Genomic DNA, 25,868 nt, shown 5'->3' on the forward strand with positions numbered 1-25,868 from the left:
TCACCCCCGCCGCGGCGTCGCCAGCATCCGGCCGTAGACCACCCCGAATCCCAGAAAGGCGACGACCCAGGCACCGCCGGCCAGCGGCATCAGCCGCATGGTCTCCTGCGGGGCCAGGGCCAGGGCGACGCGGGCGACCGCCGCCACCCCGACCGCCGCGTGGATGACGATGGTCGGCCAGGAGGCGGCGAGCGGCCGTCCGGTGTGCCCGAGCGTGGCGCGGGTCATCACCGCCAGCGTCATGCCGCCGACGGCGCCCGCCGTCCAGGCGTGCAGCGCCGCCGCGTCCTGCGCCGGGCCGCCGGCCAGCGCCGCCCAGCCGGCGAGCAGGAAGCCGGCCGGCACGAAGGCGTAGGCGCCGTGCAGCACCAGCACCAGCGGTTCGCCCAGCGTGCGGTGCGGCAGCCAGCGCACCAGCCGCACTCCTTGCGCGATCCCGGCGGCGAGCAGCGGGAGACCGGCGAGGCGGGCGTCGAACCCCACCCCATCCCGCAGCACCCATCCGGCCAGGGCGAGCACGGCAAGCCCGGTCGCCAGCCTGTCGTACAGCGAGAAGGGCGCCGGCAGCCGGGCGGCCCCCTGCTTCTTCAGCCAGTTGCCGGTGAAGCTCGGGATGATCCGCCCGCCGACCAGCATGATCAGCGTCACCGTCGTCGCCACCGCCAGCCGGGCCCCAAGGGCGCTGTGGCCGTAGCGTTCGACCTCCCAATGGAACAGGCCCTGCGCAGCCATCAGCGCGGCGAGCACGCCGAGAACCTTCAGGTTCCGATGGTTCCGCCCGGCGACGATCTCCCGCCCGAAGACGGCGGCCAGCGCCACCGGGAACAGCAGGGTCGCCAGCGCGGTCGCCAGCGGCCCGAGCTCCGCCGACGCCGCCATGCCGAGCCGCCCGGCCAGCCACGCGGCGAACAGGGCGGCGAGCGGCCAGCCGACCACCGGCAGCCGCCCGGTCCAGTTCGGCACCGCCGTCATCAGGAAACCGGCGACGATCGCCGGCACATAGCCGAACAGCAGCTCGTGGGCGTGCCAAGCGACCGGCGGCCAGTCCGTCGGCAGGCTGACGAGGCCGAGGAACCAGGGCACCCAGACGGCGATCAGCCCGGCGGCGTAGAGCGCCCCGAACAGGAAGAAGGGGCGGAAGCCGAAGCTGAGGATGGCCGGTCCCCGCCAGTCGCGGGAGCGCTCCATGGTGGTGGGTTTGGGGGTGGTGGGCTTGGGGGTGGTCGGCTTGACCGGATTCTTGAGCTTGTTCAGCATCGGTCGCTGTCCCCCAGGCGCGGTGTCGACAGGAAGGGCCAGTAGGCTTTCAGCCAGAGCAGGAAGGCCCCCGCCCACAGCAGCGCCGCCAGCGCGTGCGGCGGGCCGGGGGACGGCGGCAGGATGCCCAGATCCGGCAACACCCGCAGCAGCGCCGCCGCCACCAGCATCAGGAAGGCATGACGCGCCGCCGCCGGCACGGGGAGGGTCCGTCCGGTGTGGAACAGCCCGGCGATGGCGAAGACCGCCAGCACGCCGAGCCCGAGCCCGCCCATCAGCGCCAGATGCAGGGCCGGCGTCTCGGGGAAGGGCGCGCCCAGCCGCGCGGCGCCGACCAGCAGCAGCCCGCTTCCAGCCAGCAGGCTCGACCCGGCGAGCGCCAGGATCTCGGCGCGCAGGATCTCGCGGCCGACGAAGGCCTCGGCGACGCGGTCGAGGAAGGCGGCCCCGGCGGCGATGGTCAGATAGGCGCTGACCGCCGGCGACAGCCCGGCGAGATCCCCGGCCACCGCGACGGCGACGAGGCCGGGGGCGAGGTTCAGGCGCCCCGGATGCGGCCGGTAGGGCGAACTCGCCTCGCTGGGGTCGAGCACGAGGTTCGTGACCGGCACCGTGACGCGCGCCAGCACGAGGCCGAGCAGCCCGAGGAAGACAAGCCCGGCGGCGTGCAGCCATGTCCGCGCCATGTCGGCGTCGCCGAGCGCCATCCCGATGTTGGCGGCGCTGCCGGCCGCCGCGAGGGAGCCCAGCCAGAACAGCACGCCGAGCTGCCGGGTCGAGCGCTTGCGCCAGGACACGGCGGCGACGTAGAGCGGCAGGGCGACGAGCCACGCCGTGTCGGCGATGGCGGCGACCCAGGCCAGCGCGTCGGCGCCGAACAGCCCGACGACCCGCCCGGTCGCCCACAGCCCGGCCAGCGCGTAGAGCGCGCGGCCTCGGAGCCGCCGGCTGTCGGTCCATTCGGGAACCGCCGTGGTGATGAAGCCGATCAGCGCCGCGCCGAAGGAGCCGAGGATCATCTCGTGCGCGTGCCACAGGCCGGGGGGGATCGCGGTGGCGAAGGGCAGGTCGAAGCCGTTGACCACCGCCCACAGCAGCGGCCACAGGGCGGCGTGCAGGGCGGCCAGCGGGAAGAACAGCCGCAGCCCCTCGTCGCCGAGGATGCGGGCGAGGCCGGGGGCTGTGCGGGGGTGGGTCTGCAACATGGCCGGCGCGGTCATGGCAACCGCCTTTCGTCGACGTCGTGGATGTGGCGGAACAACGGGTCGTCGGCCAGCAGGCCGGCGACCAGCCGGTACAGCCCGGCGTCGTCGCGCCCGCCGGGCTCGCCCGGAACCGGGCGTTCCCCGGCGATGCCGCGCCCGTGCGAATCCATCACGGCGACGCGGTGGGCGATGCGCACCGCCTCCATCAGGTCGTGGGTGATGAACAGGGCGCCGAAGCGGGCCGCGCGCGAGGCCGCGATCACCAGATCCTGCATGCGGCGCTTGAGCGCGACGTCGAGGGCGGTGAAGGGCTCGTCGAAATAGATCAGGTCGGGATCGACCGCCAGCGCCCGCGCGATGGCGGTGCGCTGGCGCATCCCGCCCGACAGCTCGACCGGGAACTTGTCGAGGTCGGCGAGGTCGAGCGCCACCCGGCGGGCGGCCTCCTCGGCCCGTTCGCGCCGCTCGCGCCGGGGCAGGCCGAGCAGCCGCAGCGGGTAGGCGATGTTGGCCCGCGCCGTCGCCCAGGGCAGCAGGCGCGGGTCCTGGAACACCATGCCGTGGCGCCGGTAGCGCCGGGCGATGCGGCCGCGCGACGGCTCGACCACCCCGGCGGCGATGTGGACCAGCGTGCTCTTGCCGCAGCCCGACGGGCCGACCAGCGCCACCACCTCCCCGGCCGCGAGGCTGAGGTCGATCCCGTCCAGCACGGTGCGCCCGAGATAGGCGTGGCCGACGCCGGACAGGCTCAGGGACGGATCGGGGTCGGAGAGGGTGGCGGCGTTGGTCATGGCGGTCAGAACCTTGCTTTCAGGCCGGCGTAGATGGCCCGCCCGTCGCCCGGCAGATAGACCGCCTGGGTGGGGGAGGCCTGATCGACGATCAGGGTGGAGGAGGCGTAGGTCTTGTCGAAGATGTTGCGCGCCTCGCCATAGACGCTGACATGATCGGTGACGTCGTAGGTGGCGCGCAGGTCGACGGTGGCGTAGCCGTCGGTGTAAACGCTGTTCATGTTGTCCACCGGCGTCTTGCCGGGGTACCAGTCGACCTCCGCCTGCACGGCGAGGGCCGGCGTGATGGCGTAGCGGGCGGTGGCGTTGATGACGTGGCGCGGCGCGCCGGCCAGCCGGTTGTCGCCGCGCACCGGGTCGTCGTGGAAACGGAAATCCTGGAAGCTGTAGGCGACCCGGCCGCTCAGGCTGTCGGTCAGGCTGGCCGACAGCCCCAGCTCGGCGCCGAGATGCCGGGTCTCGTCGGCGTTGACCGCGCCCAGCGAGGCGCCGGTGACGTCGCGCAGGCTCAACAGCTCGTTCCTCACCCAGGAATAATAGGTCCCGGCATCGACCGCGAGGGGACCCAGCCGGCCACGCCAGCCGGCCTCGACGGTGGTCGCCGTCTGCGCCTTCAGGTCGGGGGTGCGGAAGGCGCTGGAGACGAAGGCGGGCTGCGGCGGGTTGGGGCGGCCGGCGCTGCTGTTGGGGGTGCCGTTGACGGTGGCGATCAGGTCGTCGTGGGTCGGCGGCTCGAAGCTGCGGCTGACGGCGGCGAACAGCGTGTGGTCCGGCAGCGGCTTCCAGCTCACGCCGAGGCTCGGGCTGAAGCCGTCGTAGCCGCGGTCGTAGCTGGTGTTGCCGGCCGGGATCGAGCCGGCGGGCAGCGCCACCGACGGGTTGGCCGGGTTGAAGGCGATGGTCGGCCGCCGCGCGGCGCCAAAGCGGTCCTCGTTCTTGCGGGTGGCGTGGGCGATGGTCAGGCCCGGCGACAGGGTGACGTCGGCGCCGACCGGCAGGTTGAGGCCGCTGTGGATCGCCAGCGTGGTGGCGTCCAGCCTGCTGCGCCCGAACAGCGCGCCCTGCCTGCCGGCGTTGTTCAGATAGTCCTCGCGGTCGGCCGAGCCGACGACGTAGCGCAGCGTCGTCTCGAACAGCGGCAGCGGCTGGCTCGGATCGGGGCTGTAGGCGTAGCGGGCGACGGCGGTGACGTCGCCGCCCTCGGTCTTGCGGATGCCCGACGAGATCGGGAAGCGGAACGTGTCGTCGGTGTGGGTGTAGCCGAGCGCCAGATCGATCAGGTGCGGGCCGAAGGTGGCGGTGGTGCGGTTGCCGACGCGGAACTGCCTGGCCTCGCGCCGCGGCCGGTCGCGGACGACGTTGGGGCCGGGGTTGGTGGCGACGCCGTTGACCAATGTCGGGCCGGTGAAGACGCGCTCCGGATTCGACTTCAGCAGCGACTTGGTCAGCGGGCCGGCGACGTCGAAGGACAGGTCGGTGTAGCCGGCGAAGAAGCGGGTGGTGACGTTCTCCGTCAGTTCGGCGCCGGCGTTGGCGTCGATTCCGGTGCGCTCGGAGCTGTTGTAATCGCGGAAACCGTCGCGCCGGCTGCGCTGGAGCTGGATCAGCCCGTCCAGCGTGCCGGCGCGGCCGCCGGCCTGGGCGGTGCTGTTCAACTGGCCGAAGCTGCCACCCTCGACGCCCAGCAGGAATCCCGGGGCCGACGAGCCGGTGGGGGAGACGAAATTGATCGCCCCGCCCAGCACGCTGGCGCCCAGCCGGTTGGCGGTGTAGCCGCGATAAATCTCGGTGATCTCGGCCTGGCGCGGGTTGGCCAGCCCGACGATGTAGGAGCCGTCGGCGCGGTTCAGCGGCAGGCCGTTCTGCAAGGCGAGGATGCCGCGCTCGACGGGATTCTGCTGGAGGCCGGAGCCGCGGATCTGGATGCGCGGCTGGTCGTTGCCGCCGAAGAAGTTCTGCACCACGACGCCCGGCACCCCGGCCAGCGCGTCGGAGACGGTGACGTTGGCCTTGCCGGCCAGATCCTCCTCCACCACCAGCCCGGTGCCGCCGGGGATGGCCTCCAGACGCTTGCGGGCGACGGCTTCCGCGCTGGCCCGGCCCTCGACGGTGACGGGGGCGAGGACGACGGCGGCGCCCGGAGCCGCCGACTGGGCATGGGCGGCCTGCGGCGGCGCCAGGACGGCGAGCGACGCGGCGGCGGCCAGACCGGCCAGCGCCGTCCCGGCGGCTTTCCGGCCGGCGGTTGTCCTGCCGCCTTGCGGCTTCCGGCTGCTGTGCCCCCCGCTGTGCGCCCGTATAGTCATGATGCTGGAATCCCCCGAAACGGCCGTTTGCCGGCGTTGATGCGAATGATACTCATTCGTATGTTAGCCGGTGCGGTCGGCGCCCGACTTGTCCGTGGTCAAGTCGGGGAGGAAAAAGAAGGTGTGCGGTCGATTTTCTAGTGGCCGTCCGGCGTCTGCCCGGCGACGAAACGGGCGAGGCGGTCGCGCTCCCGGATGGCGATGTGCCCGCGCCGGGCCTCGACGCCCAGCGCCTTCATCCCCTTCAGGGTGCGCGACAGGGTGGAGGGGGTGATCGCCAGACGGGCGGCGATCAGGGTCTGGCCGATCGGCAACTCGAACCGGCAGCCGTCCGACGGCCCATTCGCCCGGTTCGCCGGGCAGTCCCCGCACATCTGGAGCAGCATGGCGGCGACCCGGCGCTCGATGGTCCAGCTCTTCAGATGCTCGATCTGCTCGACGAGGCGCTGCATCTGCCGGAAGGTCGCGGCGACGATCGACAGCCCCAGGCCGGGGTTGGCGGCGACCAGCGCGCGCAGCCGGGCGGTCTCGAAACGGGCGACGCGCAGCAGCGGCGAGGCGGCCTCGGCGCCGACCGGGTAGCGGGCGCCCTCGGCGATCAGCGCCTCGGCGAAGGATTCGCCCGGCCCGACGATCTTGATGACGGTGCGCACGCCCTCACTGGTGTCGCGCGACAGCACCGCCCAGCCGTCGAGCACGACGAAGAAGGCGTCGGCCGGCTCGTCCTGGAAGAACAGGGACTGGCCCTCCAGCCGGGCGTCGCAGCGCGGCTCCCTGGCGATCAGGCGGAAATCCCCGTCGCCGAGCGAGGCGAAGACGCTCGCCGCGCGAATCTTGCGCCAGTCCTCCGGACCGGGCCGGGTGGAGGTGGAGGCGGGGCCGCTCACCGCTTGACCCCCCAGGGGCGGGCGGCGTTGCGCCAGCGGTCGAACTCGGAGCGGACCGGGTGGACCAGGACATACTCGACCAGGATCAGCCCGGCCACGGCGATCAGCACCCAGGCCAGCGCCTCGGCGACGTCGAGGTTGGCGCGGGCGGTCGCCAGCGCGCCGCCGATGCCGCCGGTGTTGGCGAGCAGTTCGGCCATCACCGCCACCTTGAAGGCCGAGCCGAGCGCCACCGTCAGCGCCGGGAACAGGAAGGCGGCGACGTGGCGCAGGCCGAGCGTGGTCAGCCGGGCCAGCGGACCGGCGCCGAAGGCGCGCGCCATGTCGTCGAGCCCGCGGTCGCGGGTGACGGCGCCCTCGGCGACGCCGACGAAGACCACCGGGGTGGCGGCGACCAGCACCGTGGTGATGATGGTGCCGTCGGTCGAGCCGAACCAGATCATCGCCAGCACGATCCAGGCGATCGGCGGCACGCCCAGCAGCACGGTCAGGATCGGCCGCGCCAGCCGCATCGTCGCCGCCGAATAGCCGGCGGCCAGTCCCCCCGCCGCTCCGACCAGGGCGGCGAGCGCGAAGCCCTCGACGGCGCGCAGCGTCGTCTGCCCGGCGAGCGCCCAGGCGGCGGGATCGGCGGCGATGACGGCGCCGGCGGCCAGCGTCGCCAGCGGCGCCGGCAGGATGAAGTCGCCGTAACGCTCGTGCCCGGCCTGCCACAGCGCCGCGAACAGCGCCAGCCCCGCCAGCCCGGCCCAGCCCGACCACAGGAACTGCCCGACCCGGCCGAGCCGGTCGAGGAACATGGGAAGGATCGCCCGAACCATCGCCTTGGCCATGGCGCGCCTACAGGTAGAAATCGGCGGCGGGCAGCGCGCCGCCGATGATCCTGGGGTCGAACTCCGACACCGCGCGGAAGACGGACTCCAGGGACTCCCGCGCCGCGCTGGCGCGCTGGCAGACGAGGCGGGAATGGGGGATCGCCTGCTCGATCACCGGCCAGGGCAGGGAGAGCGGGGCGGCGGCGTCGCTCGCCGCCCGCGCCGGATCGGCGTTGACCGAGGCGGTGGCGGCGGCGAGTGCGGCGTGCAGCGCCTCGACGGCCGGCGCGTGCTCCGCCAGGAAGGCGGCGGAGACGCCGAGCCCGGCCTGCGGCAGGTCGGTGCCGAGCCCGGTGGCGGTTCCCCACGCCTGCTGGACGTCGAGCACCCGCGTGACCGTCCTGCCCGCCTGTCCGGCGCGCAGGATGGCGGCGGAGGCGGCCGGCTCGGGCAGCAGGGCGGCGTCGGCGCGGCCGGTGACGAGAAGCTGGATCGCCTCCATCGGCGTGCCGGTGAACTGCACCGCGACTCCGGCCCCGCCGGGCGCGGTCTCGACGGCGAGCTTTTCGGCCGCCAGCAGCCGGCGGAAAACGAACTCCGGCGTGTCGTTGCGGAAGGGCAGGGCCACCGTGCGCCCCTTCAGCGCGGCGATGGAGGAAAGCGACGGGTCGGCCGAGACCAGTTGCAGCAGACCGTTGGTCATCACGTTGACCAGCCGGACGCCCAGCCCCTTGTTGAACAGGTTGGCGGCGGACTGGGTGGGCAGCACGAAGGTCCGCATGGTGCCGGAGGTCAGGCCGGCGCGCAGCTCGTCGGGGGTGCGCCACGCCTTGAACACCACCTTGTCGGCGACCGGGCGCAGCAGGCCCGACGCGATGGCGTGGACCAGCGTGATCGAGGGGCCGGCCGGCGGCCCCCACAGCGTCAGCTCCGGCAGCGGCGCGGGGGCGGCGGCGAAGGCGGAACGGCGCGCCGGCACGGCCAGGGCGGCGCCGAGGCCGGCGAGCGCGGTGCGGCGGGTGATGCGGAGCATGGCGGCGTCCATCGGGCGAGAGGGTGTGCGAGCGTTCGGTCCTCGCTGGCACTCTCGCTGGCTGGACGGGCGACGCTGACGGGTTGCGTCCCCGCGCGGAGAATCCGCGCGAAGACCCGGCCAGGGCAACACAATTCCGTGGCCGGGTCTTTGTGGAAGCGCAAACTACTCCTCGAAGGCGGCGTCCTCGGCCACCGCCGACGCCTCGGTCCCGTCGGCGACATGGACCTGGCAGTCGGCGGCGGTCAGCACGTCGAGCAGCTCCGGCGGCGGCAGCCGGTCGGTGAACAGGTCGTCGAGCACGCCGACGTCGGCCATGCGGATCATCGCGTTGCGCCCGAACTTGGTGTGGTCGGTGACGAGGAACACCCGGCGCGAGCTTTCGATGATGGCGCGGGCGACGCGGACCTCCTGCTCGTCGTAATCCAGCAGGTCGCCTTCGGAATCGATGCCGCTGATGCCGATGATGCCGATGTCGACCTTGTAGCGGCGGATGAACTCGACCGTCGCCTCGCCGATGATGCCGCCGTCGCGCTCGCGCACCTGCCCGCCGGCGATCGACAGGGCGAAGTTGGTGTTCTTGTGCAGGATGGTCGCGACGTTCAGGTTGTTGGTCAGCACCCGCAGCCGCTTGTGGCCGAGCAGGGCCTGGGCCACCGCCTCCGTCGTCGTGCCGATGTTGAGGAACAGCGAGGCGTCCTCCGGCACATGGCGGGCGGTCAGCTCGGCGATGCGGCGCTTCTCCTCGGCCATCAGGGTCTGGCGGGTGGTGTAGGCGATGTTCTCGACGCTCGACGGCACGGTGACGCCGCCGCGGAAACGGCGGACCGCCGATTGGCCGGCGAGCAGCTCGATGTCGCGGCGGATGGTCTGCGGCGTGACGTCGAAATGCTCGGCCAGCCACTGGATCTGCACCATGCCCTTGGCGTGGACCAGGGCGACGATCTCTTGCTGGCGGCGTTCGGCGTCCATGCGCGCGTCCATAGGGTGGCTTCTCCGGCGGGGGGCGGTTGGGGCGCCCACTGAATCAGATGCGCGGAATGAGGCAAAGCGAAAACGCGCGTCGACCGGCGCGGCGCGGCCGGACCCGTCCGGCGGCGTGGGCATCACGGTAGGCGCGAACTGTTCGTGATACAAGCATGTTTCTTTCCGAATACGGACGCGCATCGTGTGAAAAACCTCAGTCCCGTTCCTGGATTTTCCGTCATCCCCGCGAAGGGGGGATCCAGGCTTTTCCATCAGGTCCGCCTTGTGGCGCCTGGATCCCCCCTTCGCGGGGATGACGGCAGTCTTTTGCAAAAGATGTGACGTTCAAGCGCGATCGCCCGTCCATATTTTCCATAGGCAAAAGCCCGCTTTGGGCGTAGCCTCGACGCATGGTCCGCTGAACAAACATTTTCCTTTTCAGACGCAAACGAACATCGTATGTTCCGAAACGAAAGTGGCCGCGCCTTCCACAGGCCGACACGACACGGAGAGGAACTATGGCAAACGCTTCCAACGCGGGATCCGGCGACGCGGTCGATCTGCTGATCGTCGGCGGCGGCGTGAACGGCGCGGGAATCGCCCGCGACGCGGTGGGGCGCGGCCTGTCGGTGCTGCTGTGCGAACAGGGCGACCTCGCGGGCGCCACCTCCTCGGCCAGCACCAAGCTGATCCATGGCGGCCTGCGCTACCTCGAATATTACGAGTTCCGGCTGGTCCGCGAGGCGTTGCAGGAGCGCGAGGTTCTGTTGCGCGCCGCTCCGCACATCATCTGGCCGCTGCGCTTCATCCTGCCGCACGACCACAACCAGCGCCCGGCCTGGATGGTGCGCATCGGCCTGTTCCTTTACGATCATCTGGGAAAGCGCAAGCTGCTGCCGGCCTCGCACGGGGTCGACCTCACCAGCCACCCGGTGGGCCGTCCGCTGGCCGGCGGCTTCACCAGGGCGTTCGAATATTCGGATTGCTGGGTCGAGGACAGCCGTCTGGTCGTGCTCAACGCCATCGACGCGCGCGAACGCGGCGCCCAAATCCTGACGCGCACCCGCTGCGAAAACGCGGTGCGGCGCGACGGCGAATGGGTGGCGACGCTGGTCTCGACCGAAACCGGGGAGACGCGCACCGTGCGCGCCCGCGCGCTGGTCAACGCCGCCGGCCCCTGGGTGCGCGAGATGCTGACCCGGCGCACCGGCGTCACGGTCGACAAGTCGGTGCGGCTGGTCAAGGGCAGCCACATCGTCGTGCCGAGGAAATTCGAGGGCGACCACGCCTACATCTTCCAGAACGACGACCGCCGCATCGTCTTCGCCATCCCCTACGAGCGCGACTTCACGCTGATCGGCACCACCGACCTCGACTACGCCGGCGACCCAGGCGCCGTCGCCATCAGCCCGGAGGAGATCGCCTATCTCTGCCGGGCGGTGTCGCGCTACCTGAAGACGCCGGTCGTGGAATCCGACGTGGTGTGGACCTACAGCGGCGTCCGCCCGCTGTTCGACGACGAGAGCGGCAACGCGTCCGCCGTCACCCGCGATTACGTGCTGGAGATGGACACGCCGGCCGGCGGGGCGCCGATGCTGTCGATCTTCGGCGGCAAGATCACCACCTTCCGCCGGCTGGCGGAGGAGGCGACCGACAAGCTGCTGGCGGCGCTCGGCCGCGGCGGCGGAAGCTGGACCGCCGATTTCCCGCTGCCCGGCGGCGACATCGCCGGGGCCGACTTCGCCGGTTTCCTCGCGGATCTGCGCCGCCGCCACCCCTGGCTGCCCGAGGCGCTGGCACTGCGGCTGGCGCGCGCCTACGGCACGCGGGTGGAGCGGCTGCTGCACGGGGCGACCGGCCTCGCCGACCTCGGCCACCATTTCGGCGGCGGCGTCCACGAGGCCGAGCTCGACTACGCCGCGCGGGAGGAGTTCGCCGTCACCGGCGACGATTTCCTGTGGCGGCGCTCCAAACTCGGGCTGCACCTGGACGGAACGATCCGGGAGGCCATCGGCGACTGGTTCGACCGGCGCCGCAACGCGGCGGCCCCGCCCGAAGCCGGGCTGCGGTCGATGGGAGGACAGCGGTGACCGTCACACTCGACGGCGTGACCCAGAAGGTCGGCGCCGAGCAGCATCTCCACCCCCTGTCGCTGGAGCTTCAGCCGGGGACCTTCAATGTCCTGCTCGGCCGCACGCTGGCCGGCAAGACGACGCTGATGCGGCTGATGGCCGGCCTCGACGCCCCCGCCTCGGGCCGGGTCTACGAGAACGGCAAGGACGTCACCGGCGCTTCCGTGCGCAGCCGCGACATCGCCATGGTCTACCAGCAGTTCATCAACTATCCGGCGATGACGGTGTTCGAGAACATCGCCTCGCCGCTGCGCCGCCAGGGCAAGCCGGCGGCCGAGATCGACCGCAAGGTTCGCGGCACGGCGGCGATGCTGCGCATCGACCCCTACCTCGACCGGCTGCCGGCCGAGCTGTCGGGCGGCCAGCAGCAGCGCTGCGCCATCGCCCGCGCGCTGGTCAAGGGCGCCGGGCTGCTGCTGCTCGACGAGCCGCTGGTCAACCTCGACTACAAGCTGCGCGAGGAGCTGCGCGCCGAGCTGCGCGACATCTTCGCCGACGGCAAGACGACGGTGGTCTACGCCACCACCGAGCCGCAGGAGGCGCTGACCTTGGGCGGTTCGGTGGCGGTGCTGCACGAGGGGCGGCTGTTGCAGACCGGCCCGACCGCCGCCGTCTTCCACGCCCCGGCGACCGAGGAATGCGCCGACGTGTTCAGCGACCCGCCGATGAACGTGGTCGAGGCGATCCTGACCAACGACCGGGTGGCGCTGGCCGACGGCACCAACCTGCCGCTGTCGGCGCATGACCGCAACCTGCCGGCCGGTCCCTGCCGCGTCGGCATCCGCGCCAACCACCTGACGGTGCTGCGCCGCTCCGACCGGCTGGTGCCGATCCGCGGCCGGGTCGAGCTGTCGGAGATCAGCGGGTCGGAGACCTACATCCATCTGCGCCATGGCAACACCACGCTGATCGCGCGCGAGGACGGGGTGCACACCCACCCGATCGGCTCGGAGATCCAGGTCTACGCCGATCCCGACCGCGTCTTCGTCTTTTCCACCGACGGCCGGCTCGTCGCCGCCCCGCACGGCCGGCGCGGCCTGCTGCGCAACATCGCCTGAGGGGGCCGGGAGCATGGCGACCATCCATTTCGACAATCTCGGCCATTCCTACCACCCGCACCCGAGCAAGCCGGCGGACTACGCGCTGCGCCGCCTGTCGCAGGAGTGGGAGGACGGCAAGGCCTACGCGCTGCTCGGGCCCTCGGGCTGCGGCAAGTCCACGCTGCTGAACATCATCTCCGGCCTGCTGGTGCCGAGCGAGGGGCGGGTGCTGTTCGACGGGCTCGACGTCACCCGCTGCACGCCGGAGGAGCGGAACATCGCCCAGGTGTTCCAGTTCCCGGTCATCTACGACACCATGACGGTGTACGAGAATCTCGCCTTCCCGCTGCGCAACCGCAAGGTCCCGGAGGCTGACGTCGACCGCCGGGTGCGGCAGGTCGCCGACGCGCTCGACCTCACCGCCGATCTGAAGAAGCGGGCCAAGCGGCTGACGCCGGACGCCAAGCAGAAGATCTCGATGGGGCGCGGGCTGGTGCGCTCGGACGTGGCGGCGATCCTGTTCGACGAGCCGTTGACCGTCATCGACCCGCACACGAAATGGATCCTGCGCCGCAAGCTGCGCCAGATCCACGAGGAATACCGCCTGACCATGATCTACGTGACCCACGACCAGGTGGAGGCGCTGACCTTCGCCGACAAGGTCGCGGTGATGCACGAGGGCGCCATGGTCCAGCTCGGCACCCCGCAGGAGCTGTTCGAGAATCCGCTGCACACCTTCGTCGGTTACTTCATCGGCAGTCCCGGCATCAACCTGATGCCCTGCACGCTGGGCGGCGATCACGCGCTGGTCGAGGGCATCGCCATCCCGCTGCCCGACCGCGCCATTGCGCAGGCCGGCGGCCCCCAGATCGGCGGCAAGTTCGAGCTGGGCATCCGCCCGGAGTTTATCGAGCTGACCCGGACCGGCACCGCCGGCGCCGTCCCGGTGCAGGTGGTGGGGGTGGACGATCTCGGCACCTCCAAGCTGGCGACCCTGCGGATGGGCAGCCAGACGCTGAAGGCGCGGCTGTCCGAGGACCAGGAGATCCCGGCGCTCGACGCCGCCATCCGTTTCCCCAGCCGGTGGACCAAGCTCTACCGCGACAGCCACCTCGTGTCCTAAGGAGCCGGCACCATGGATAAGGTCCAGGACAACCGGGCTTGGTTCCTGATCATCCCCGTCTTCGTCATCGTCGCCTTCAGCGCCATCCTGCCGCTGATGACGGTGGTCAATTATTCGGTCCAGGAGATCTTCGGCCCCGGCCAGACCTTCTTCGTCGGCACCGAATGGTTCCAGGCGGTGCTGGCCGACGAGCGGCTGCACGACGCGCTGGTCCGCCAGATCGTCTATTCGCTGGCGGTGCTCGCCATCGAGATTCCGCTCGGCATCGTCATCGCGCTCGGCATGCCGGGCGGGCGCAGCGCCAGGACCTCGCTGACGCTGGTGCTGCTGGCCCTGCCGCTGCTGATCCCCTTCAACGTGGTCGGCACCATCTGGCAGATCTTCGGGCGCGGCGACATCGGGCTGGCCGGCGCCACCTTCCGGGCGCTGGGGATCAACTACAACTACACCAGCAACTCGATCGACGCCTGGGTGACGGTGCTGGTGATGGACGTCTGGCATTGGACCAGCCTCGTCGCGCTGCTCTGCTACGCCGGGCTGCAATCGATCCCGCCGGCCTTCTACCAGGCGGCCAAGATCGACGGCGCCTCGAAATGGGCGGTGTTCCGCTACATCCAGTTGCCGAAGATGCGGGGCGTGCTGGTGATCGCCGTGCTGCTGCGCTTCATGGACAGCTTCATGATCTACACCGAGCCGTTCGTGCTGACCGGCGGCGGCCCCGGCAACTCCACCACCTTCCTCAGCCAGTATCTGACGCAGATGGCGGTCGGGCAGTTCGACATCGGCAAGGCCGCCGCCTTCTCGATCATCTACTTCCTGATCGTGCTGCTGTTCAGCTTCGTCTTCTACACCGTCATCACCCACACCGGCGAAGGGGACAAACAATGAGCAAGGTTGCCGCCCTTTCTCCGGCCGCGCTCGCCACGCCGGCCAACATCCGCCGATCCTCGGCGCGGGTCTCGCGCCGGACGGTGATCCTCGTCCTCTACATCGTCTTCCTGATGCTGCCCATCTACTGGATGGTCAACATGTCCTTCAAGACGAACGAGGAGATCCTGTCGGGCCTGACGCTCTACCCGCACAACCCGACCCTGCGCAACTACGCCACGATCTTCACCGACCCCAGCTGGTACAGCGGCTACATCAACTCGATCCACTACGTGACGCTGAACACGGTGATCTCGCTGCTGGTGGCGCTGCCGGCGGCCTACGCCTTCTCGCGCTACCGCTTCATCGGCGACAAGCACGTCTTCTTCTGGCTGCTGACCAACAAGATGGCGCCGCCGGCGGTGTTCCTGCTGCCCTTCTTCCAGCTCTACTCGACGGTCGGGCTGTTCGACACCCACATCGCCGTGGCGCTGGCGCACTGCCTGTTCAACGTGCCGCTGGCGGTGTGGATCCTCGAAGGCTTCATGTCGGGCGTGCCGCGCGAGATCGACGAGATGGCCTACATCGACGGCTACAGCTTCCCGCGCTTCTTCACCACGGTCTTCCTGCCGATGATCCGCGCCGGGGTCGGCGTCACCGCCTTCTTCTGCTTCATGTTCTCGTGGGTCGAGCTGCTGCTCGCCCGCACCCTGACCTCGGTCGACGCCAAGCCGATCGCCGCGACGATGACCCGCACGGTCAGCGCGTCCGGCATGGACTGGGGGCTCCTGGCCGCCGCCGGCGTGCTGACCATCCTGCCGGGCGCGCTGGTGATCTGGTTCGTCCGCAACTACATCGCCAAGGGCTTCGCCCTGGGCCGCGTCTGAGGGGGCCGCCGTCATGGATTTCCCCATCCTGGACTTTCAATGGATGGCGTGGACGTTGCCGACCGCGCTCTTCTTCGTCGGCATCGCGGTGATGCTGGCGGCGATGACGGTGTGGGAGCTGGTCTCCCCCACCGCCGAGGCCAAGGGCTTCCTGCCGATGCGCACGACGCGTGGCGACCGTCTGTTCATCGGGCTGCTGGGCAGCGCCTTCCTCCATCTCGGATGGCTGGCGGCGACCGATGCCACGCTGTGGGGGGCGCTCGCGGTCTCCTTGCTGTGGACCGCCTTCGTCATCCGCTTCGGCTGAGACAGGGAGAAAAATCAACCCTCTCCTCCCCTGGGGAGGGGGAAAAGACGATCAGGTTCAACGCTCGACCCAACCAAAGACGACCCAAATGGGAGGAATCATGCTTCACGACACGAAAAAGGATCCCAGCCTGCGCCGCCGCCTGACCGGCGCGGTGATGGCCGGCGGCATCGGCGTGCTGCTCGCCATGGGCTCGGCCGCTCCCGCCGCGGCGCTGACGCCGGACCAGGAGGCCGTCGCCAAGAAGATCATCGAGGAACTCCAGCCCTCCACGCTCTCCAAGGAGGAGCAGATGAAGGAGCTGGAGTGGTTCGTCAAGGCGGCGGAACCCTTCAAGGGCATGGACATCAACGTCGTCTCCGAGACCCTGACGACGCACGAGTTCGAATCGAAGACCCTCGCCAAGCTGTTCAGCGACCTCACGGGCATCAAGCTGAAGCACGACCTGATCCAGGAAGGCGACGTCATCGAGAAGTTGCAGACCCAGATGCAGTCGGGCCGCAACGTCTACGACGCCTACATCAACGACAGCGACCTGATCGGCACCCATGTCCGCTACGGGCAGGCGGTGGCGCTGTCCGACTTCATGGCCGGCGAGGGCAAGGACGTCACCCTGCCGACGCTCGACGTCAAGGACTTCATCGGCACCAGCTTCACCACCGGCCCGGACGGCAAGCTCTACCAGCTTCCCGACCAGCAGTTCGCCAACCTCTACTGGTTCCGCGCCGACTGGTTCGCCCGTCCCGACCTGAAGGAGAAGTTCAAGGCCAAGTACGGCTACGAGCTGGGCGTCCCGCAGGACTGGTCGGCCTATGAGGACATCGCCGAGTTCTTCACCAACGACGTGAAGGAGATCGACGGCGTCCGCGTCTACGGCCACATGGACTACGGCAAGAAGGATCCGTCGCTCGGCTGGCGCTTCACCGACGCCTGGCTGTCGATGGCCGGCGCCGGCGACAAGGGCCTGCCCAACGGCCTGCCGGTCGACGAATGGGGCATCCGCGTCGAGGGCTGCCGCCCGGCCGGCGCGTCGGTCGCGCGCGGCGGCGACACCAACGGCCCGGCGGCGGTCTACTCGCTGACCAAATACATCGACTGGCTGAAGAAGTACGCCCCGCCCGAGGCCGGCGGCATGACCTTCTCCGAGGCCGGCCCGGTGCCGGCCCAGGGTGCGGTCGCCCAGCAGATCTTCTGGTACACCGCCTTCACCGCCGACATGACCAAGCCCGGCCTGCCGGTGGTCAACGCCGACGGCACGCCGAAGTGGCGCATGGCCCCCTCGCCTCACGGCCCCTACTGGGAGCAGGGCATGAAGCTCGGCTACCAGGACGTCGGCTCCTGGACCCTGCTGAAGTCGACCCCGCCGGAGCGCCGCAAGGCGGCGTGGCTCTACGCCCAGTTCACCGTGTCGAAGACGGCCTCGCTGAAGAAGACGCTGGTCGGCCTGACGCCGATCCGCGAGAGCGACATCAAGTCCGACGCGATGACCCAGGCGGCGCCCAAGCTCGGCGGTCTGGTCGAGTTCTACCGCAGCCCGGCCCGCGTGGCGTGGTCGCCGACCGGCACCAACGTGCCCGACTACCCGAAGCTGGCCCCGCTGTGGTGGCAGAACATCGCCGAGGCGGTGACCGGTGAGCGCACCCCGCAGCAGGCGATGGACAACCTCGCCGAGCAGATGGAGCAGGTGATGGGCCGCATGGAGCGGGCCAACATCGGCGGCGACTGCGCGCCGAAGCTGAACCCGAAGAAGGATCCCAAGGAGTGGTTCGCCGCCCCCGGCGCGCCCAAGGCCAAGCTCGACAACGAGAAGCCCAAGGGCCAGACCATCGCCTACGAGGATCTGCTGAAGGCCTGGAAGGAAGGCCGCGCCCAGTAATAAGGGCCCTTTGATTTCCCTCTCCCGCCTCGGGAGAGGGAAGGGGCCCGCTGAAAGCGGGATGGGTGAGGGGCGATCGGGCGTGCGACTTCAATCCATGTCCCGACAGCCCCTCACCTCTCCCCATGCTGCCGCATGGGTCCCCTCCCTCTTCCGGGGCGGGAGAGGGCCACGAGCGACGTGAAGACATTCGGGGACACGCATCCATGAGCCGGACCGGCCACATCCTCGCCATCGACCAGGGCACCACCTCGTCGCGCGCCATCCTGTTCGACGGGCGCGGCACGCCGCTGGCCGAGGCGCGCCGGGAGTTCCCCCAGCATTACCCCGGCGACGGCTGGGTCGAGCACGACCCCGCCGACATCCTGCGCGACGTCCGCGCCGTCGCCCGCGAGGCGGTGGAGACATCCGGCATCCCCGTCTCCGCCATCGCCGCCATCGGCATCACCAACCAGCGCGAGACCACCGTCGTCTGGGACCGCGCCACCGGCGAGCCGATCCACCGCGCCATCGTCTGGCAGGACCGCCGCACCTCGGCGCTGTGCCAGGACCTCGCCGCCGCCGGCCACGCCGAGCCGGTGCGGGCGAAGACCGGCCTGCTGATCGACGCCTACTTTTCCGCGACCAAGATCGCCTGGATCCTCGATCACGTTCCCGGAGCCCGCGCGCGGGCCGAGCGCGGCGAGCTGTGCTTCGGCACCATCGACAGCTTCCTGATCTTCCATTTGACCGGCAAGGCGGTGCACGCCACCGACGCGACCAACGCCTCGCGCACCCTGCTGTTCGACATCCACGCCCAGGAGTGGGACGACGAGCTGCTGGCCCTGTTCCGCGTGCCGCGCGCCATGCTGCCGCGCGTGCTCGACAGCGCCGACGATTTCGGCGCCACCGAGGCCGAACTGCTCGGCCGCCCGATTCCCATCGCCGGGGTGGCCGGCGACCAGCAGGCGGCGGCCTTCGGGCAGGCCTGCCTGGCGCCCGGCATGGCGAAATCGACCTACGGCACCGGCTGCTTCGCGCTGATCAACACCGGGACGACCCCGGTGGTGTCGAAGAACCGCCTGCTCACCACCGTCGCCTACCGGCTGGACGGGGTGGCGAGCTACGCGCAGGAGGGCTCGATCTTCGTGGCGGGTGCCGCCGTCAAGTGGCTGCGCGACGGGCTCGGCATCATCACCCACGCCAGCCAGACCGACGATCTGGCGACCCGCGTGCCCGACAGCCACGGCGTCTATTTCGTGCCGGCCTTCGTCGGGCTGGGCGCCCCGCACTGGGATCCCAACGCGCGCGCCGCGATCTTCGGCATGACGCTGGACGTCGGCCCGGCCCACATCGCCCGCGCCGCGCTGGAGGCCGTCGCCTACCAGACCCGCGACCTGATGGAGGCGATGGCCGGCGACTGGGGCGGCACCATCAACGCGCTGCGAGTCGACGGCGGCATGGCCGCCAACGACTGGCTCTGCCAGTTCCTGTCCGACCTGCTGGCCATGCCGGTCGAGCGGCCGGAGGTGATCGAGACGACCGCGCTGGGGGCCGCCAGCCTCGCCGCCCTGCGCGTCGGGGTGTTCGACGGGCTGGAATCGGTGTCGGCGGCGTGGCGCTCGCAGCGCCGCTTCGAGCCGCGCATGGAGGCCGCGCGCCGCGACCGGCTCTACGCCGGCTGGCGGGACGCGGTGGCGCGGGTGCGCACGGGGGGATGAAGGAAGGGGCTGCGAACGGCGGAAATGGCTGATTTTCAGGCATTCCCCAGATGCGTGCGGCTTTCCCGGCGGGCCGGACAATTTTCGGGCGGCGGATGGGGATAAGGTTGCGTGGGGCCCTGTTCACGCGCTATAGGGCTAGCACCCAACCTGTCTGACAACTGTCACTGGATACCCGCCGTGGATTCCCTGATTCCGGAATTGATCGCGCTCGGCCAGGTCGTGTTCATCGATCTGGTCCTGGCGGGCGACAACGCCATCGTGGTCGGCATGGCGGCCGCCGGCGTCGCCCAGGCCCAGCGGGCCAAGGTCATCTTCTGGGGCATCGCCGCCGCCGTCGTGCTGCGCATCATCTTCGCCCTGCTGACCACGCAGCTTCTGGCGGTCATCGGCCTGACGCTGGCCGGCGGCCTGCTGCTGCTGTGGGTGTGCTGGAAGCTGTTCCGCGAGCTGCGCGCCCAGCGCGAGGAGGCCCAGGCCGCCGCCCTGATGTCGGAGGACGAGGCCGCGGCCGCGGCGGCGGGCGCCGCCGTCGGCGGCAAGTCGGTCGGGACCGCCATCTGGGAGGTCATCGTCGCCGACGTGTCGATGTCGCTCGACAACGTGCTGGCGGTGGCGGGCGCCGCGCGCGAGCATCTGTGGGTGCTGGCGCTCGGCCTGCTGCTGTCGGTGGCGTTGATGGGCGCCGCGGCCAGCGTCATCGCCCGCCTGCTGAACCGCTTCCATTGGATCGCCTACATCGGCCTCGTGGTGATCGCCTACGTCGCTTTCGAGATGATCTATCGGGGCAGCGTCGAGGTCCTGGTCTTCTCCCATCTGATGTGACCCTTCGACGATCCCGCCGGGCCGGAACCTTCGGCCCGGCGGCGCGTTGCTTGCCGGCAGCCTCAGGGAGATGTCCGGCATGACCCAGCACACCGACGACCGTCCGTCCAACCCGCCGCACGCCGACCTGTCCGACCGGCGGCGTCCCGAGGACATCGAGCGCGAGATCGGCGACATCCGCGCCCGCATGGACTCGGTGATCGACGAGATCGAGTTCCGCCTGTCGCCCGGCCAGATGTCCGGCGGCGTCGTCGACGTCGTGCGCGACGTCATCCAGGGCGGTGGCGAGGGCACCTCCGGCCGCATCGCCCGCGCCATCCGCGCCAACCCAATCCCCGTCGCCCTGATGGGCATCGGAGCCCTGTGGCTGGGCTGGGCGGTGTCGCGCACGCCCGAGCACCCGCCGCTGGCCGCCGGCCAGATGGGTGGTGGTGGGCCGCTGGGTGGCGAACTGCCCGACCGGCGCACCCGGCTGCTGCTGATCGGGTTGATCCAGTCCTGCCGCCATGGCGCCACCGGCTTCCGCCGCGCCGACATGGTGATCGATGATTCCACCCTGTCCGGCCGCCTGACCCAGGTCGCCGACCAGCTCGACCGCAGCGCGATGGCGCTGGAGACCGAGCTGCCCCGCTACGGCGGCCCGCTCGGGCCGGACGAGGATCTGCATCCGGTCTGGCACGGCCTGCACGACGCCTTCGACGGGTCGCGGGCGCGGGGCGAGGTGCTGAGGGGGCTGGAGAGCGGGCTGGACGGCACGCTGGAGCTGTTCCACGACGCCCTGCGCAGCCCGCTGCCCGAGCATCTCCAGGTCGCCGTCGGCGCCCAGTTCCACGAGGTCGAGACGGTGCGCCACCGCGTCGGCGCGCTGCGCGAAGCCGTGGCCTAGGGGGGGCGGACGCATGCTGGGCCTGAGCCGCCGCCACCATTACGCACGGATGAACCCCGCCGCCAACGACGGGCGCGGGCGCGCCGCCGACAGTCCGGGCGACATTCCCAAGGCCGGCTGGCTCGACATCCTCTGGCGCACCTGGGAGGAGCAGTCGAAGGACAACGTGTCGATGCTGGCGGCGGGGGTGGCCTATTACGGGCTGCTGGCGATCTTCCCGGCGGTGGCGGCGCTGGTGTCGATCTACGGGCTGGTCGCCGACCCGATGGTGATCGAGGGCCAGATCAGCCAGATGGCCGGGCTGCTGCCGCCCGACGCGCTGTCGATCATCAGCGACCAGGCGCGCAAGGTCGCCTCCGCGCCGTCCCAGGGGCTGGGGCTGGGGGTCCTGTTCGGCCTGACGCTGACGCTGTGGAGCGCGTCGCGCGGCACCAGCTCGCTGGTGTCGGCGCTGAACATCGCCTATGGCGAGGAGGAGCGGCGCAGCTTCGTCAAGCTGGCCCTGCTGTCGCTGGGGCTGACCCTGGCCGGGTTGCTGTTCATCATCGTGACGCTGGTGATGATCGTCGCGGTGCCCGCCGCGATCGCCATCATCGGCTTGCAGGACACGGTGATCGGCTGGGCGGCGAGCCTCGCGCGCTGGCCGATCCTGGCGGTGGCGATCATGCTGGTGCTGGCGACGCTCTACCGCTACGCCCCCGACCGGCGCGAGCCGAAATGGCGCTGGGTCACCTGGGGCTCGGCGGTGGCGACGGTGGTGTGGCTGCTCGGCTCGGCGGGCTTCTCGCTCTACGTCTCGCATTTCGGCAGCTACAACGAGACCTACGGATCGGTCGGCGCGGTGGTCGTGCTGCTGCTGTGGTTCAACCTGACCACCTACGTCGTGCTGCTGGGCGCCGAGCTGAACGCCGAGATCGAGCACCAGACCGCCCGCGACACCACCAAGCGCAGCAACGGCCACGGCGACAAGCCGATGGGCCAGCGCGACGCCTACGTCGCCGACACGCTGGGCAAGCGGCGGGCCTGAGCGGGTTTGCCGGGGCTCAGCGGCTCCGGCAGGATTGGACGGCGGAGGACACCCCGAGCCGTCCGCCCTCGTCGAGCCGGTTGGCGAGGAAATCCTCCCACAGGCCGGTGCGGGCCAGCTCGGTGCGGACGCAGCGGCAGTTGCTCTCGCACAGCGCCGCCCCGCCGCCCGCCTGGGTGCAGCTCGTCACGCAGGACTGGTGGAAATTGCGGGCCTGCGGCGACTCCACCCCGACGCCCTGGGCGATCAGCCAGGCCAGCCCGAACAGCACGGGCTGGTGGATCAGATAGACGGCGAGGCTGTGCCGGCCGCCCCAGGCGAGCGCGCGGCCGACGGGGTTGGCCGGCGCCGGGCCGGCGCCGATGCCGGGCCACAGGCGGGCCAGCCCGATGCCGGCGAGCAGGGCGCCGGTCCAGGGCAGCAGCGGCACATAGTCGTTGGAGTCCGGCGGGACTGTGGTCAGGCCGATCCAGCGCAGCCAGGGGCTGTCGAAGACGGGGAAGGCGAGATGGTCGCCGGCCAGGAAGGCGGCGACGGCGGCGGCCAGCGTCACCGGGGCCGGCAGGCGGACGAAGGCCAGCCCCAGGACGCTCGCCACGGCGATGTGGTGCAGCACGCCGAAGAAGATCGGACTGTCGGGAAACAGGGCGTAGGACACCGCCGACACCGCCCCGGCGGCGGCGGCGATCCGGGCGAGGCGGACGACGAAGCGCCGCCGGAAGCGCGGCTCGTCCAGCCCGGCGGCGGTCGCCAGCACGAGGCCGATGCCGGCAAGCAGCAGGAAGCTCGACACGATCAGAGTGCGCGCGGTCAGCCACAGCGGGTTGCCGAACAGGTCGAAATCGGCCAGCCCGGTGAAGGTCAGGTCCCAGCTGGCGTGGTAGGCCGCCATGGCGACCAGCGCCATGCCGCGCGCGACGTCGAGCAGCGGGCGGCGGGTGGTCCCCATGCTCATGATTCCCTCTCCCTGGGGGGAGAGGGGTAAACTTGCGGGGGGAAAGGAGCGGGAGCGCCGCCTCACAGCCAGTCGGGCACCCGTTCGGCGGCCAGCATCTCCTCCACGGTCGGGCGCGGGCGGATGACGGCGAAGCGGTCACCGTTCACCAGCACCTCCGGGATCAGCGGGCGCGTGTTGTAGGTGGAGGACATCACCGCCCCGTACGCCCCGGCCGACAGGAAGGCCACCAGATCCTCGTCGGCCAGCGGCGGCAGCGGGCGCTGCACGGCGAAGGTGTCGCCGCTCTCGCACACCGGGCCGACCACGTCGTAGGGCTCCAGCGCGGCGTCGCCGGCCGGCTCGGCGACCGGGACGATGCCGTGGTAGGCCTCGTAGAGCGACGGGCGGATCAGGTCGTTCATCGCCGCGTCGACGATGGCGAAGCGGCGGTGCAGCCCCTGCTTCACGTAGATCACCCGGCTGACCAGGACGCCGGCGTTGCCGACCAGCGACCGCCCCGGCTCCAGCGTGATGCGGCAGCCGAGGTTCCCGGTGATCGAACGCACCATCGCCGCGTAGTCGGCGAGGTCGGGCGGCGCCTCGTTCCTGTACGTGATGCCGAGCCCGCCGCCGAGGTCGAGCCGCTGGATGTCGTGGCCGTCCTCGCGGAGCTGGTGCAGCAAGGCGGCCACCCGCTCGTAGGCGGCGCGGAAGGGGGCGAGGTCGGTGAGCTGCGAGCCGATGTGGACGGCGATGCCGACCGCCTTGATGCCCGGCAGCGACGCGGCGCGGCGGTAGACCGCGCGCGCGTGGTCGTAGTCGATGCCGAACTTGTTTTCCTTCTTGCCGGTGGCGATCTTGGCGTGGGTCTTGGCGTCGACGTCCGGGTTGACGCGGAAGGCGACCGGCGCCACCACGCCCATGGAGGACGCGACCTCGCTCAGCGCCTCCAGCTCCGGGATCGATTCGACGTTGAGCTGGTGGATGCCGGCCTCAAGGGCTTCGCGCATCTCGTCCTTCGTCTTGCCGACGCCGGAGAAGACGATGCGCTCGGCCGGGATGCCGCCGGCCAGCGCCCGCTTCATCTCGCCGACCGACACCACGTCGCCGCCGGCCCCGAGCCGGGCGAAGGTGCGGACCACCGCCAGGTTGGAGTTCGCCTTCAGCGCGTAGCAGACGCCGGCGTCCTGGCCGGCGAAGGCCCCGGCGTAGGCGCTGTAGTGCGCTTCCAGCGCCGCCGTGGAGTAGAGGTAGAAGGGCGTTCCGACCGAGCGCGCGACCTCGGCCAGCGACACCGATTCGGCGTGCAGGACGCCGTCGCGGTAGGCGAAGACGCTCATGGGCGAGCCACCCTTTGGAAAGCTGCTGCGGGCGGCGGTCATGGGAAGCGGACTCCGGGGGCCGGCTGGCCCGGCTTGGGATCGAGCGACGGATTCGGGTAGGCGCGCGGGAAGGGATCGACCTCCCCTTCCGGACGCGGGCTGTCGACGTGCTTGGGCTTCTTGCCGCAGCCGGCCAGCGCCAGCGCGCAGGCCAGTCCCAGGATGGTCAGGGTGATCGGCCGGCTCACAGGAAACGCTCCCGGGCGGCCTTCACCGCCTCCTTGACACGGACGGGGGAGGCGCCGCCGAAGCTGCGCCGGCTGTCCAGCGACGCCTCGATGCTCAGCGCCGGGTAGACGGCCTCGGTGATGCGCGGCTCGATGGCCTGGAGCTCGGCCAGCGTCAGGTCGGTCAGCCCGACCCGGCGGTCCTCCGCCGCCTTCACGGCGCGGCCGGTGACGTGGTGCGCCTCGCGGAAGGGCATGTCGAGTTCGCGGACCAGCCAGTCGGCGAGGTCGGTGGCGTTCAGGAAGCCGCGATCGGCCGCCTCGCGCATCGCCGGCTTGTTGGGCTGCATGTCGCGCACCATGCCCTCGGTCGCGGCGATGCAGAGCGCCAGCGTGTCGTCGGTCTCGAAGACCGGCTCCTTGTCCTCCTGCATGTCCTTGGAATAGGCCAGCGGCAGGCCCTTCATGGCGACCAGCAGGCCGGTCAGCGTGCCGATGACCCGGCCGGCCTTGGCCCGCACCAGCTCGGCCGCGTCGGGGTTCTTCTTCTGCGGCATGATCGAGGAGCCGGTGGTGTAGGCGTCCGACAGCCGGATGAAGCGGAACTGGGCCGAGCACCAGATGACGATCTCCTCGGCGAAGCGCGACAGGTGCATGGCGCAGATCGACGCCGCCGACAGATACTCCAGCGCGAAGTCGCGGTCGGACACCGCGTCCAGCGAGTTGGCGGTCGGCCGGTTGAAGCCCAGCGCCTCCGCCGTCATGAAGCGGTCGATCGGGTAGGGGGTTCCGGCCAGAGCCGCCGAGCCGAGCGGGCATTCGTTCAGCCGGCAGCGGGCGTCGCGCATCCGGCTCCGGTCGCGCCCGAACATCTCGACATAGGCCAGCAGATGGTGGCCGAAGGAGACCGGCTGCGCCGCCTGGAGATGGGTGAAGCCGGGCATCACCGTGTCGGTGTTCTGCTCCGCCAGGTCGATCAGCGCGCTCTGGAGCGCCATCAGCCCGGAATCGAGCCGGTCGAGCGCGTCGCGCACCCACAGCTTGAAGTCGGTCGCCACTTGGTCGTTGCGCGAGCGGCCGGTGTGCAGGCGCTTGGCCGGCTCGCCGATCAGCTCGGCCAGCCGGGCCTCGACGTTCATGTGGATGTCTTCCAGCTCCACCTTGAAGGTGAAGGTGCCGGCGTCGATCTCTTGCTTCACCCGGTCCAGCCCGTCGCGGATGGCGTCGGCGTCGGCCTGGGTTATGATGCCCTGCTTGGCCAGCATCGCCGCGTGCGCCTTGGAGCCCGCGATGTCCTGGTCGGCGAGGCGCTTGTCGAAGCCGATGGAGGCGTTGATCTTCTCCATGATGGCGGCGGGGCCGCGCGCGAAGCGGCCGCCCCACATCTGGCTGGCGGCGGGGGCGTTTTTCTGCGGGGCTTGATCGGCGCTCATGTCGACGGCATTCGGTCAG

Annotated in this window: 23 protein-coding genes; 11 read left to right on the top strand and 12 right to left on the bottom strand. The window is 70.8% G+C overall.

What is annotated here, in order from left to right:
• From J2847_RS13900 to J2847_RS13935, 8 genes are all read right to left on the bottom strand, one after another.
• Positions 1 to 1,257 (bottom strand): NnrS family protein, encoded by a 1,257-nt coding sequence (locus J2847_RS13900; protein ID WP_233474511.1) that lies wholly within the window; start codon positions 1,255 to 1,257, stop codon positions 1 to 3.
• Positions 1,251 to 2,477 carry an NnrS family protein gene (locus tag J2847_RS13905; protein ID WP_233474512.1) on the bottom strand — a complete coding sequence of 409 codons (1,227 nt, stop codon included), beginning with the start codon at positions 2,475 to 2,477 and terminating at the stop codon, positions 1,251 to 1,253. The genes J2847_RS13900 and J2847_RS13905 overlap by 7 nt, the downstream gene beginning before the upstream one ends.
• Positions 2,474 to 3,253: an ABC transporter ATP-binding protein gene (locus J2847_RS13910; protein ID WP_209779534.1), complete on the bottom strand. Its 780-nt coding sequence runs from the start codon at positions 3,251 to 3,253 to the stop codon at positions 2,474 to 2,476. Before J2847_RS13910 ends, J2847_RS13905 begins: the two co-directional genes overlap by 4 nt.
• A gap of 5 nt (positions 3,254 to 3,258) precedes the next feature.
• A complete protein-coding gene (locus tag J2847_RS13915; RefSeq protein WP_209779535.1) occupies positions 3,259 to 5,559 on the bottom strand; it encodes a TonB-dependent receptor family protein in 2,301 nt (766 codons plus the stop codon).
• Positions 5,560 to 5,696: 137 nt separating this feature from the next.
• Complete coding sequence (locus J2847_RS13920) at positions 5,697 to 6,446, bottom strand: Crp/Fnr family transcriptional regulator (protein ID WP_209779536.1); 750 nt, start codon at positions 6,444 to 6,446, stop codon at positions 5,697 to 5,699.
• Positions 6,443 to 7,279 (bottom strand): ABC transporter permease, encoded by an 837-nt coding sequence (locus J2847_RS13925; RefSeq protein ID WP_233474513.1) that lies wholly within the window; start codon positions 7,277 to 7,279, stop codon positions 6,443 to 6,445. Before J2847_RS13925 ends, J2847_RS13920 begins: the two co-directional genes overlap by 4 nt.
• Positions 7,280 to 7,286: 7 nt before the next feature.
• Positions 7,287 to 8,294, bottom strand: a complete 1,008-nt coding sequence (locus tag J2847_RS13930; protein WP_209779537.1) for an ABC transporter substrate-binding protein — start codon at positions 8,292 to 8,294, stop codon at positions 7,287 to 7,289.
• A gap of 165 nt (positions 8,295 to 8,459) precedes the next feature.
• Positions 8,460 to 9,266, bottom strand: a complete 807-nt coding sequence (locus tag J2847_RS13935) for a DeoR family transcriptional regulator (protein WP_209779538.1) — start codon at positions 9,264 to 9,266, stop codon at positions 8,460 to 8,462.
• 512 nt (positions 9,267 to 9,778) lie between these two features.
• Between J2847_RS13935 and glpD the strand changes: the two genes are divergently transcribed.
• From glpD to J2847_RS13990, 11 genes are all read left to right on the top strand, one after another.
• Positions 9,779 to 11,350, top strand: a complete 1,572-nt coding sequence (glpD, locus tag J2847_RS13940; protein WP_209779539.1) for a glycerol-3-phosphate dehydrogenase — start codon at positions 9,779 to 9,781, stop codon at positions 11,348 to 11,350.
• Positions 11,347 to 12,450: an ABC transporter ATP-binding protein gene (locus tag J2847_RS13945; RefSeq protein ID WP_209779540.1), complete on the top strand. Its 1,104-nt coding sequence runs from the start codon at positions 11,347 to 11,349 to the stop codon at positions 12,448 to 12,450. The genes glpD and J2847_RS13945 overlap by 4 nt, the downstream gene beginning before the upstream one ends.
• Before the next feature lie 13 nt (positions 12,451 to 12,463).
• Positions 12,464 to 13,555, top strand: a complete 1,092-nt coding sequence (locus tag J2847_RS13950; RefSeq protein ID WP_209779541.1) for an ABC transporter ATP-binding protein — start codon at positions 12,464 to 12,466, stop codon at positions 13,553 to 13,555.
• A 12-nt stretch (positions 13,556 to 13,567) separates the two neighbouring features.
• On the top strand, positions 13,568 to 14,443 hold the full coding sequence (locus tag J2847_RS13955) for a carbohydrate ABC transporter permease (protein ID WP_209779542.1): 876 nt from the start codon (positions 13,568 to 13,570) through the stop codon (positions 14,441 to 14,443).
• Entirely contained in the window at positions 14,440 to 15,309 is an 870-nt protein-coding gene (locus J2847_RS13960) for a carbohydrate ABC transporter permease (protein ID WP_179166044.1), read from the top strand. The genes J2847_RS13955 and J2847_RS13960 overlap by 4 nt, the downstream gene beginning before the upstream one ends.
• 43 nt (positions 15,310 to 15,352) lie before the next feature.
• Positions 15,353 to 15,616, top strand: a complete 264-nt coding sequence (locus tag J2847_RS13965; RefSeq protein WP_233474514.1) for a DUF2160 domain-containing protein — start codon at positions 15,353 to 15,355, stop codon at positions 15,614 to 15,616.
• Between the two features lie 157 nt (positions 15,617 to 15,773).
• Entirely contained in the window at positions 15,774 to 17,492 is a 1,719-nt protein-coding gene (locus J2847_RS13970; RefSeq protein WP_411800584.1) for an ABC transporter substrate-binding protein, read from the top strand.
• A gap of 206 nt (positions 17,493 to 17,698) precedes the next feature.
• Positions 17,699 to 19,192, top strand: a complete 1,494-nt coding sequence (gene glpK, locus J2847_RS13975) for a glycerol kinase GlpK (RefSeq protein ID WP_209779545.1) — start codon at positions 17,699 to 17,701, stop codon at positions 19,190 to 19,192.
• A 171-nt stretch (positions 19,193 to 19,363) separates the two neighbouring features.
• Positions 19,364 to 20,017 (top strand): YjbE family putative metal transport protein, encoded by a 654-nt coding sequence (locus tag J2847_RS13980; RefSeq protein WP_209779691.1) that lies wholly within the window; start codon positions 19,364 to 19,366, stop codon positions 20,015 to 20,017.
• Between the two features lie 79 nt (positions 20,018 to 20,096).
• Complete coding sequence (locus J2847_RS13985) at positions 20,097 to 20,903, top strand: DUF3618 domain-containing protein (RefSeq protein WP_209779546.1); 807 nt, start codon at positions 20,097 to 20,099, stop codon at positions 20,901 to 20,903.
• A 13-nt stretch (positions 20,904 to 20,916) separates the two neighbouring features.
• On the top strand, positions 20,917 to 21,930 hold the full coding sequence (locus J2847_RS13990; protein ID WP_209779547.1) for a YihY/virulence factor BrkB family protein: 1,014 nt from the start codon (positions 20,917 to 20,919) through the stop codon (positions 21,928 to 21,930).
• Between the two features lie 16 nt (positions 21,931 to 21,946).
• Here J2847_RS13990 and J2847_RS13995 read toward each other — a convergent pair whose 3' ends face one another.
• From J2847_RS13995 to argH, 4 genes are all read right to left on the bottom strand, one after another.
• Positions 21,947 to 22,885 (bottom strand): DUF1624 domain-containing protein, encoded by a 939-nt coding sequence (locus J2847_RS13995; RefSeq protein WP_209779548.1) that lies wholly within the window; start codon positions 22,883 to 22,885, stop codon positions 21,947 to 21,949.
• 62 nt (positions 22,886 to 22,947) lie between these two features.
• Positions 22,948 to 24,207, bottom strand: a complete 1,260-nt coding sequence (gene lysA, locus J2847_RS14000) for a diaminopimelate decarboxylase (RefSeq protein WP_209779549.1) — start codon at positions 24,205 to 24,207, stop codon at positions 22,948 to 22,950.
• A gap of 38 nt (positions 24,208 to 24,245) precedes the next feature.
• Positions 24,246 to 24,437 carry a hypothetical protein gene (locus J2847_RS14005; RefSeq protein WP_209779550.1) on the bottom strand — a complete coding sequence of 64 codons (192 nt, stop codon included), beginning with the start codon at positions 24,435 to 24,437 and terminating at the stop codon, positions 24,246 to 24,248.
• Positions 24,434 to 25,849: an argininosuccinate lyase gene (gene argH, locus J2847_RS14010; protein WP_209779551.1), complete on the bottom strand. Its 1,416-nt coding sequence runs from the start codon at positions 25,847 to 25,849 to the stop codon at positions 24,434 to 24,436. Before argH ends, J2847_RS14005 begins: the two co-directional genes overlap by 4 nt.
• Positions 25,850 to 25,868: the final 19 nt, after the last annotated feature.

It is taken from the genome of Azospirillum agricola (assembly GCF_017876095.1).
Lineage (GTDB): Bacteria > Pseudomonadota > Alphaproteobacteria > Azospirillales > Azospirillaceae > Azospirillum > Azospirillum agricola.

What these genes read in the sequence shown, in the direction of transcription:
- J2847_RS13900 (WP_233474511.1), bottom strand. Translation starts at nt 1,257, where the DNA reads ATGCTGAACAAGCTCAAGAATCCGGTCAAGCCGACCACCCCCAAGCCC.
- J2847_RS13905 (WP_233474512.1), bottom strand. Translation starts at nt 2,477, where the DNA reads ATGACCGCGCCGGCCATGTTGCAGACCCACCCCCGCACAGCCCCCGGC.
- J2847_RS13910 (WP_209779534.1), bottom strand. Translation starts at nt 3,253, where the DNA reads ATGACCAACGCCGCCACCCTCTCCGACCCCGATCCGTCCCTGAGCCTG.
- J2847_RS13915 (WP_209779535.1), bottom strand. Translation starts at nt 5,559, where the DNA reads ATGACTATACGGGCGCACAGCGGGGGGCACAGCAGCCGGAAGCCGCAA.
- J2847_RS13925 (WP_233474513.1), bottom strand. Translation starts at nt 7,279, where the DNA reads ATGGCCAAGGCGATGGTTCGGGCGATCCTTCCCATGTTCCTCGACCGG.
- J2847_RS13930 (WP_209779537.1), bottom strand. Translation starts at nt 8,294, where the DNA reads ATGCTCCGCATCACCCGCCGCACCGCGCTCGCCGGCCTCGGCGCCGCC.
- J2847_RS13935 (WP_209779538.1), bottom strand. Translation starts at nt 9,266, where the DNA reads ATGGACGCCGAACGCCGCCAGCAAGAGATCGTCGCCCTGGTCCACGCC.
- glpD (WP_209779539.1), top strand. Translation starts at nt 9,779, where the DNA reads ATGGCAAACGCTTCCAACGCGGGATCCGGCGACGCGGTCGATCTGCTG.
- J2847_RS13950 (WP_209779541.1), top strand. Translation starts at nt 12,464, where the DNA reads ATGGCGACCATCCATTTCGACAATCTCGGCCATTCCTACCACCCGCAC.
- J2847_RS13955 (WP_209779542.1), top strand. Translation starts at nt 13,568, where the DNA reads ATGGATAAGGTCCAGGACAACCGGGCTTGGTTCCTGATCATCCCCGTC.
- J2847_RS13960 (WP_179166044.1), top strand. Translation starts at nt 14,440, where the DNA reads ATGAGCAAGGTTGCCGCCCTTTCTCCGGCCGCGCTCGCCACGCCGGCC.
- J2847_RS13965 (WP_233474514.1), top strand. Translation starts at nt 15,353, where the DNA reads ATGGCGTGGACGTTGCCGACCGCGCTCTTCTTCGTCGGCATCGCGGTG.
- J2847_RS13970 (WP_411800584.1), top strand. Translation starts at nt 15,774, where the DNA reads ATGGCCGGCGGCATCGGCGTGCTGCTCGCCATGGGCTCGGCCGCTCCC.
- glpK (WP_209779545.1), top strand. Translation starts at nt 17,699, where the DNA reads ATGAGCCGGACCGGCCACATCCTCGCCATCGACCAGGGCACCACCTCG.
- J2847_RS13985 (WP_209779546.1), top strand. Translation starts at nt 20,097, where the DNA reads ATGACCCAGCACACCGACGACCGTCCGTCCAACCCGCCGCACGCCGAC.
- J2847_RS13990 (WP_209779547.1), top strand. Translation starts at nt 20,917, where the DNA reads ATGCTGGGCCTGAGCCGCCGCCACCATTACGCACGGATGAACCCCGCC.
- J2847_RS13995 (WP_209779548.1), bottom strand. Translation starts at nt 22,885, where the DNA reads ATGAGCATGGGGACCACCCGCCGCCCGCTGCTCGACGTCGCGCGCGGC.
- lysA (WP_209779549.1), bottom strand. Translation starts at nt 24,207, where the DNA reads ATGAGCGTCTTCGCCTACCGCGACGGCGTCCTGCACGCCGAATCGGTG.
- argH (WP_209779551.1), bottom strand. Translation starts at nt 25,849, where the DNA reads ATGAGCGCCGATCAAGCCCCGCAGAAAAACGCCCCCGCCGCCAGCCAG.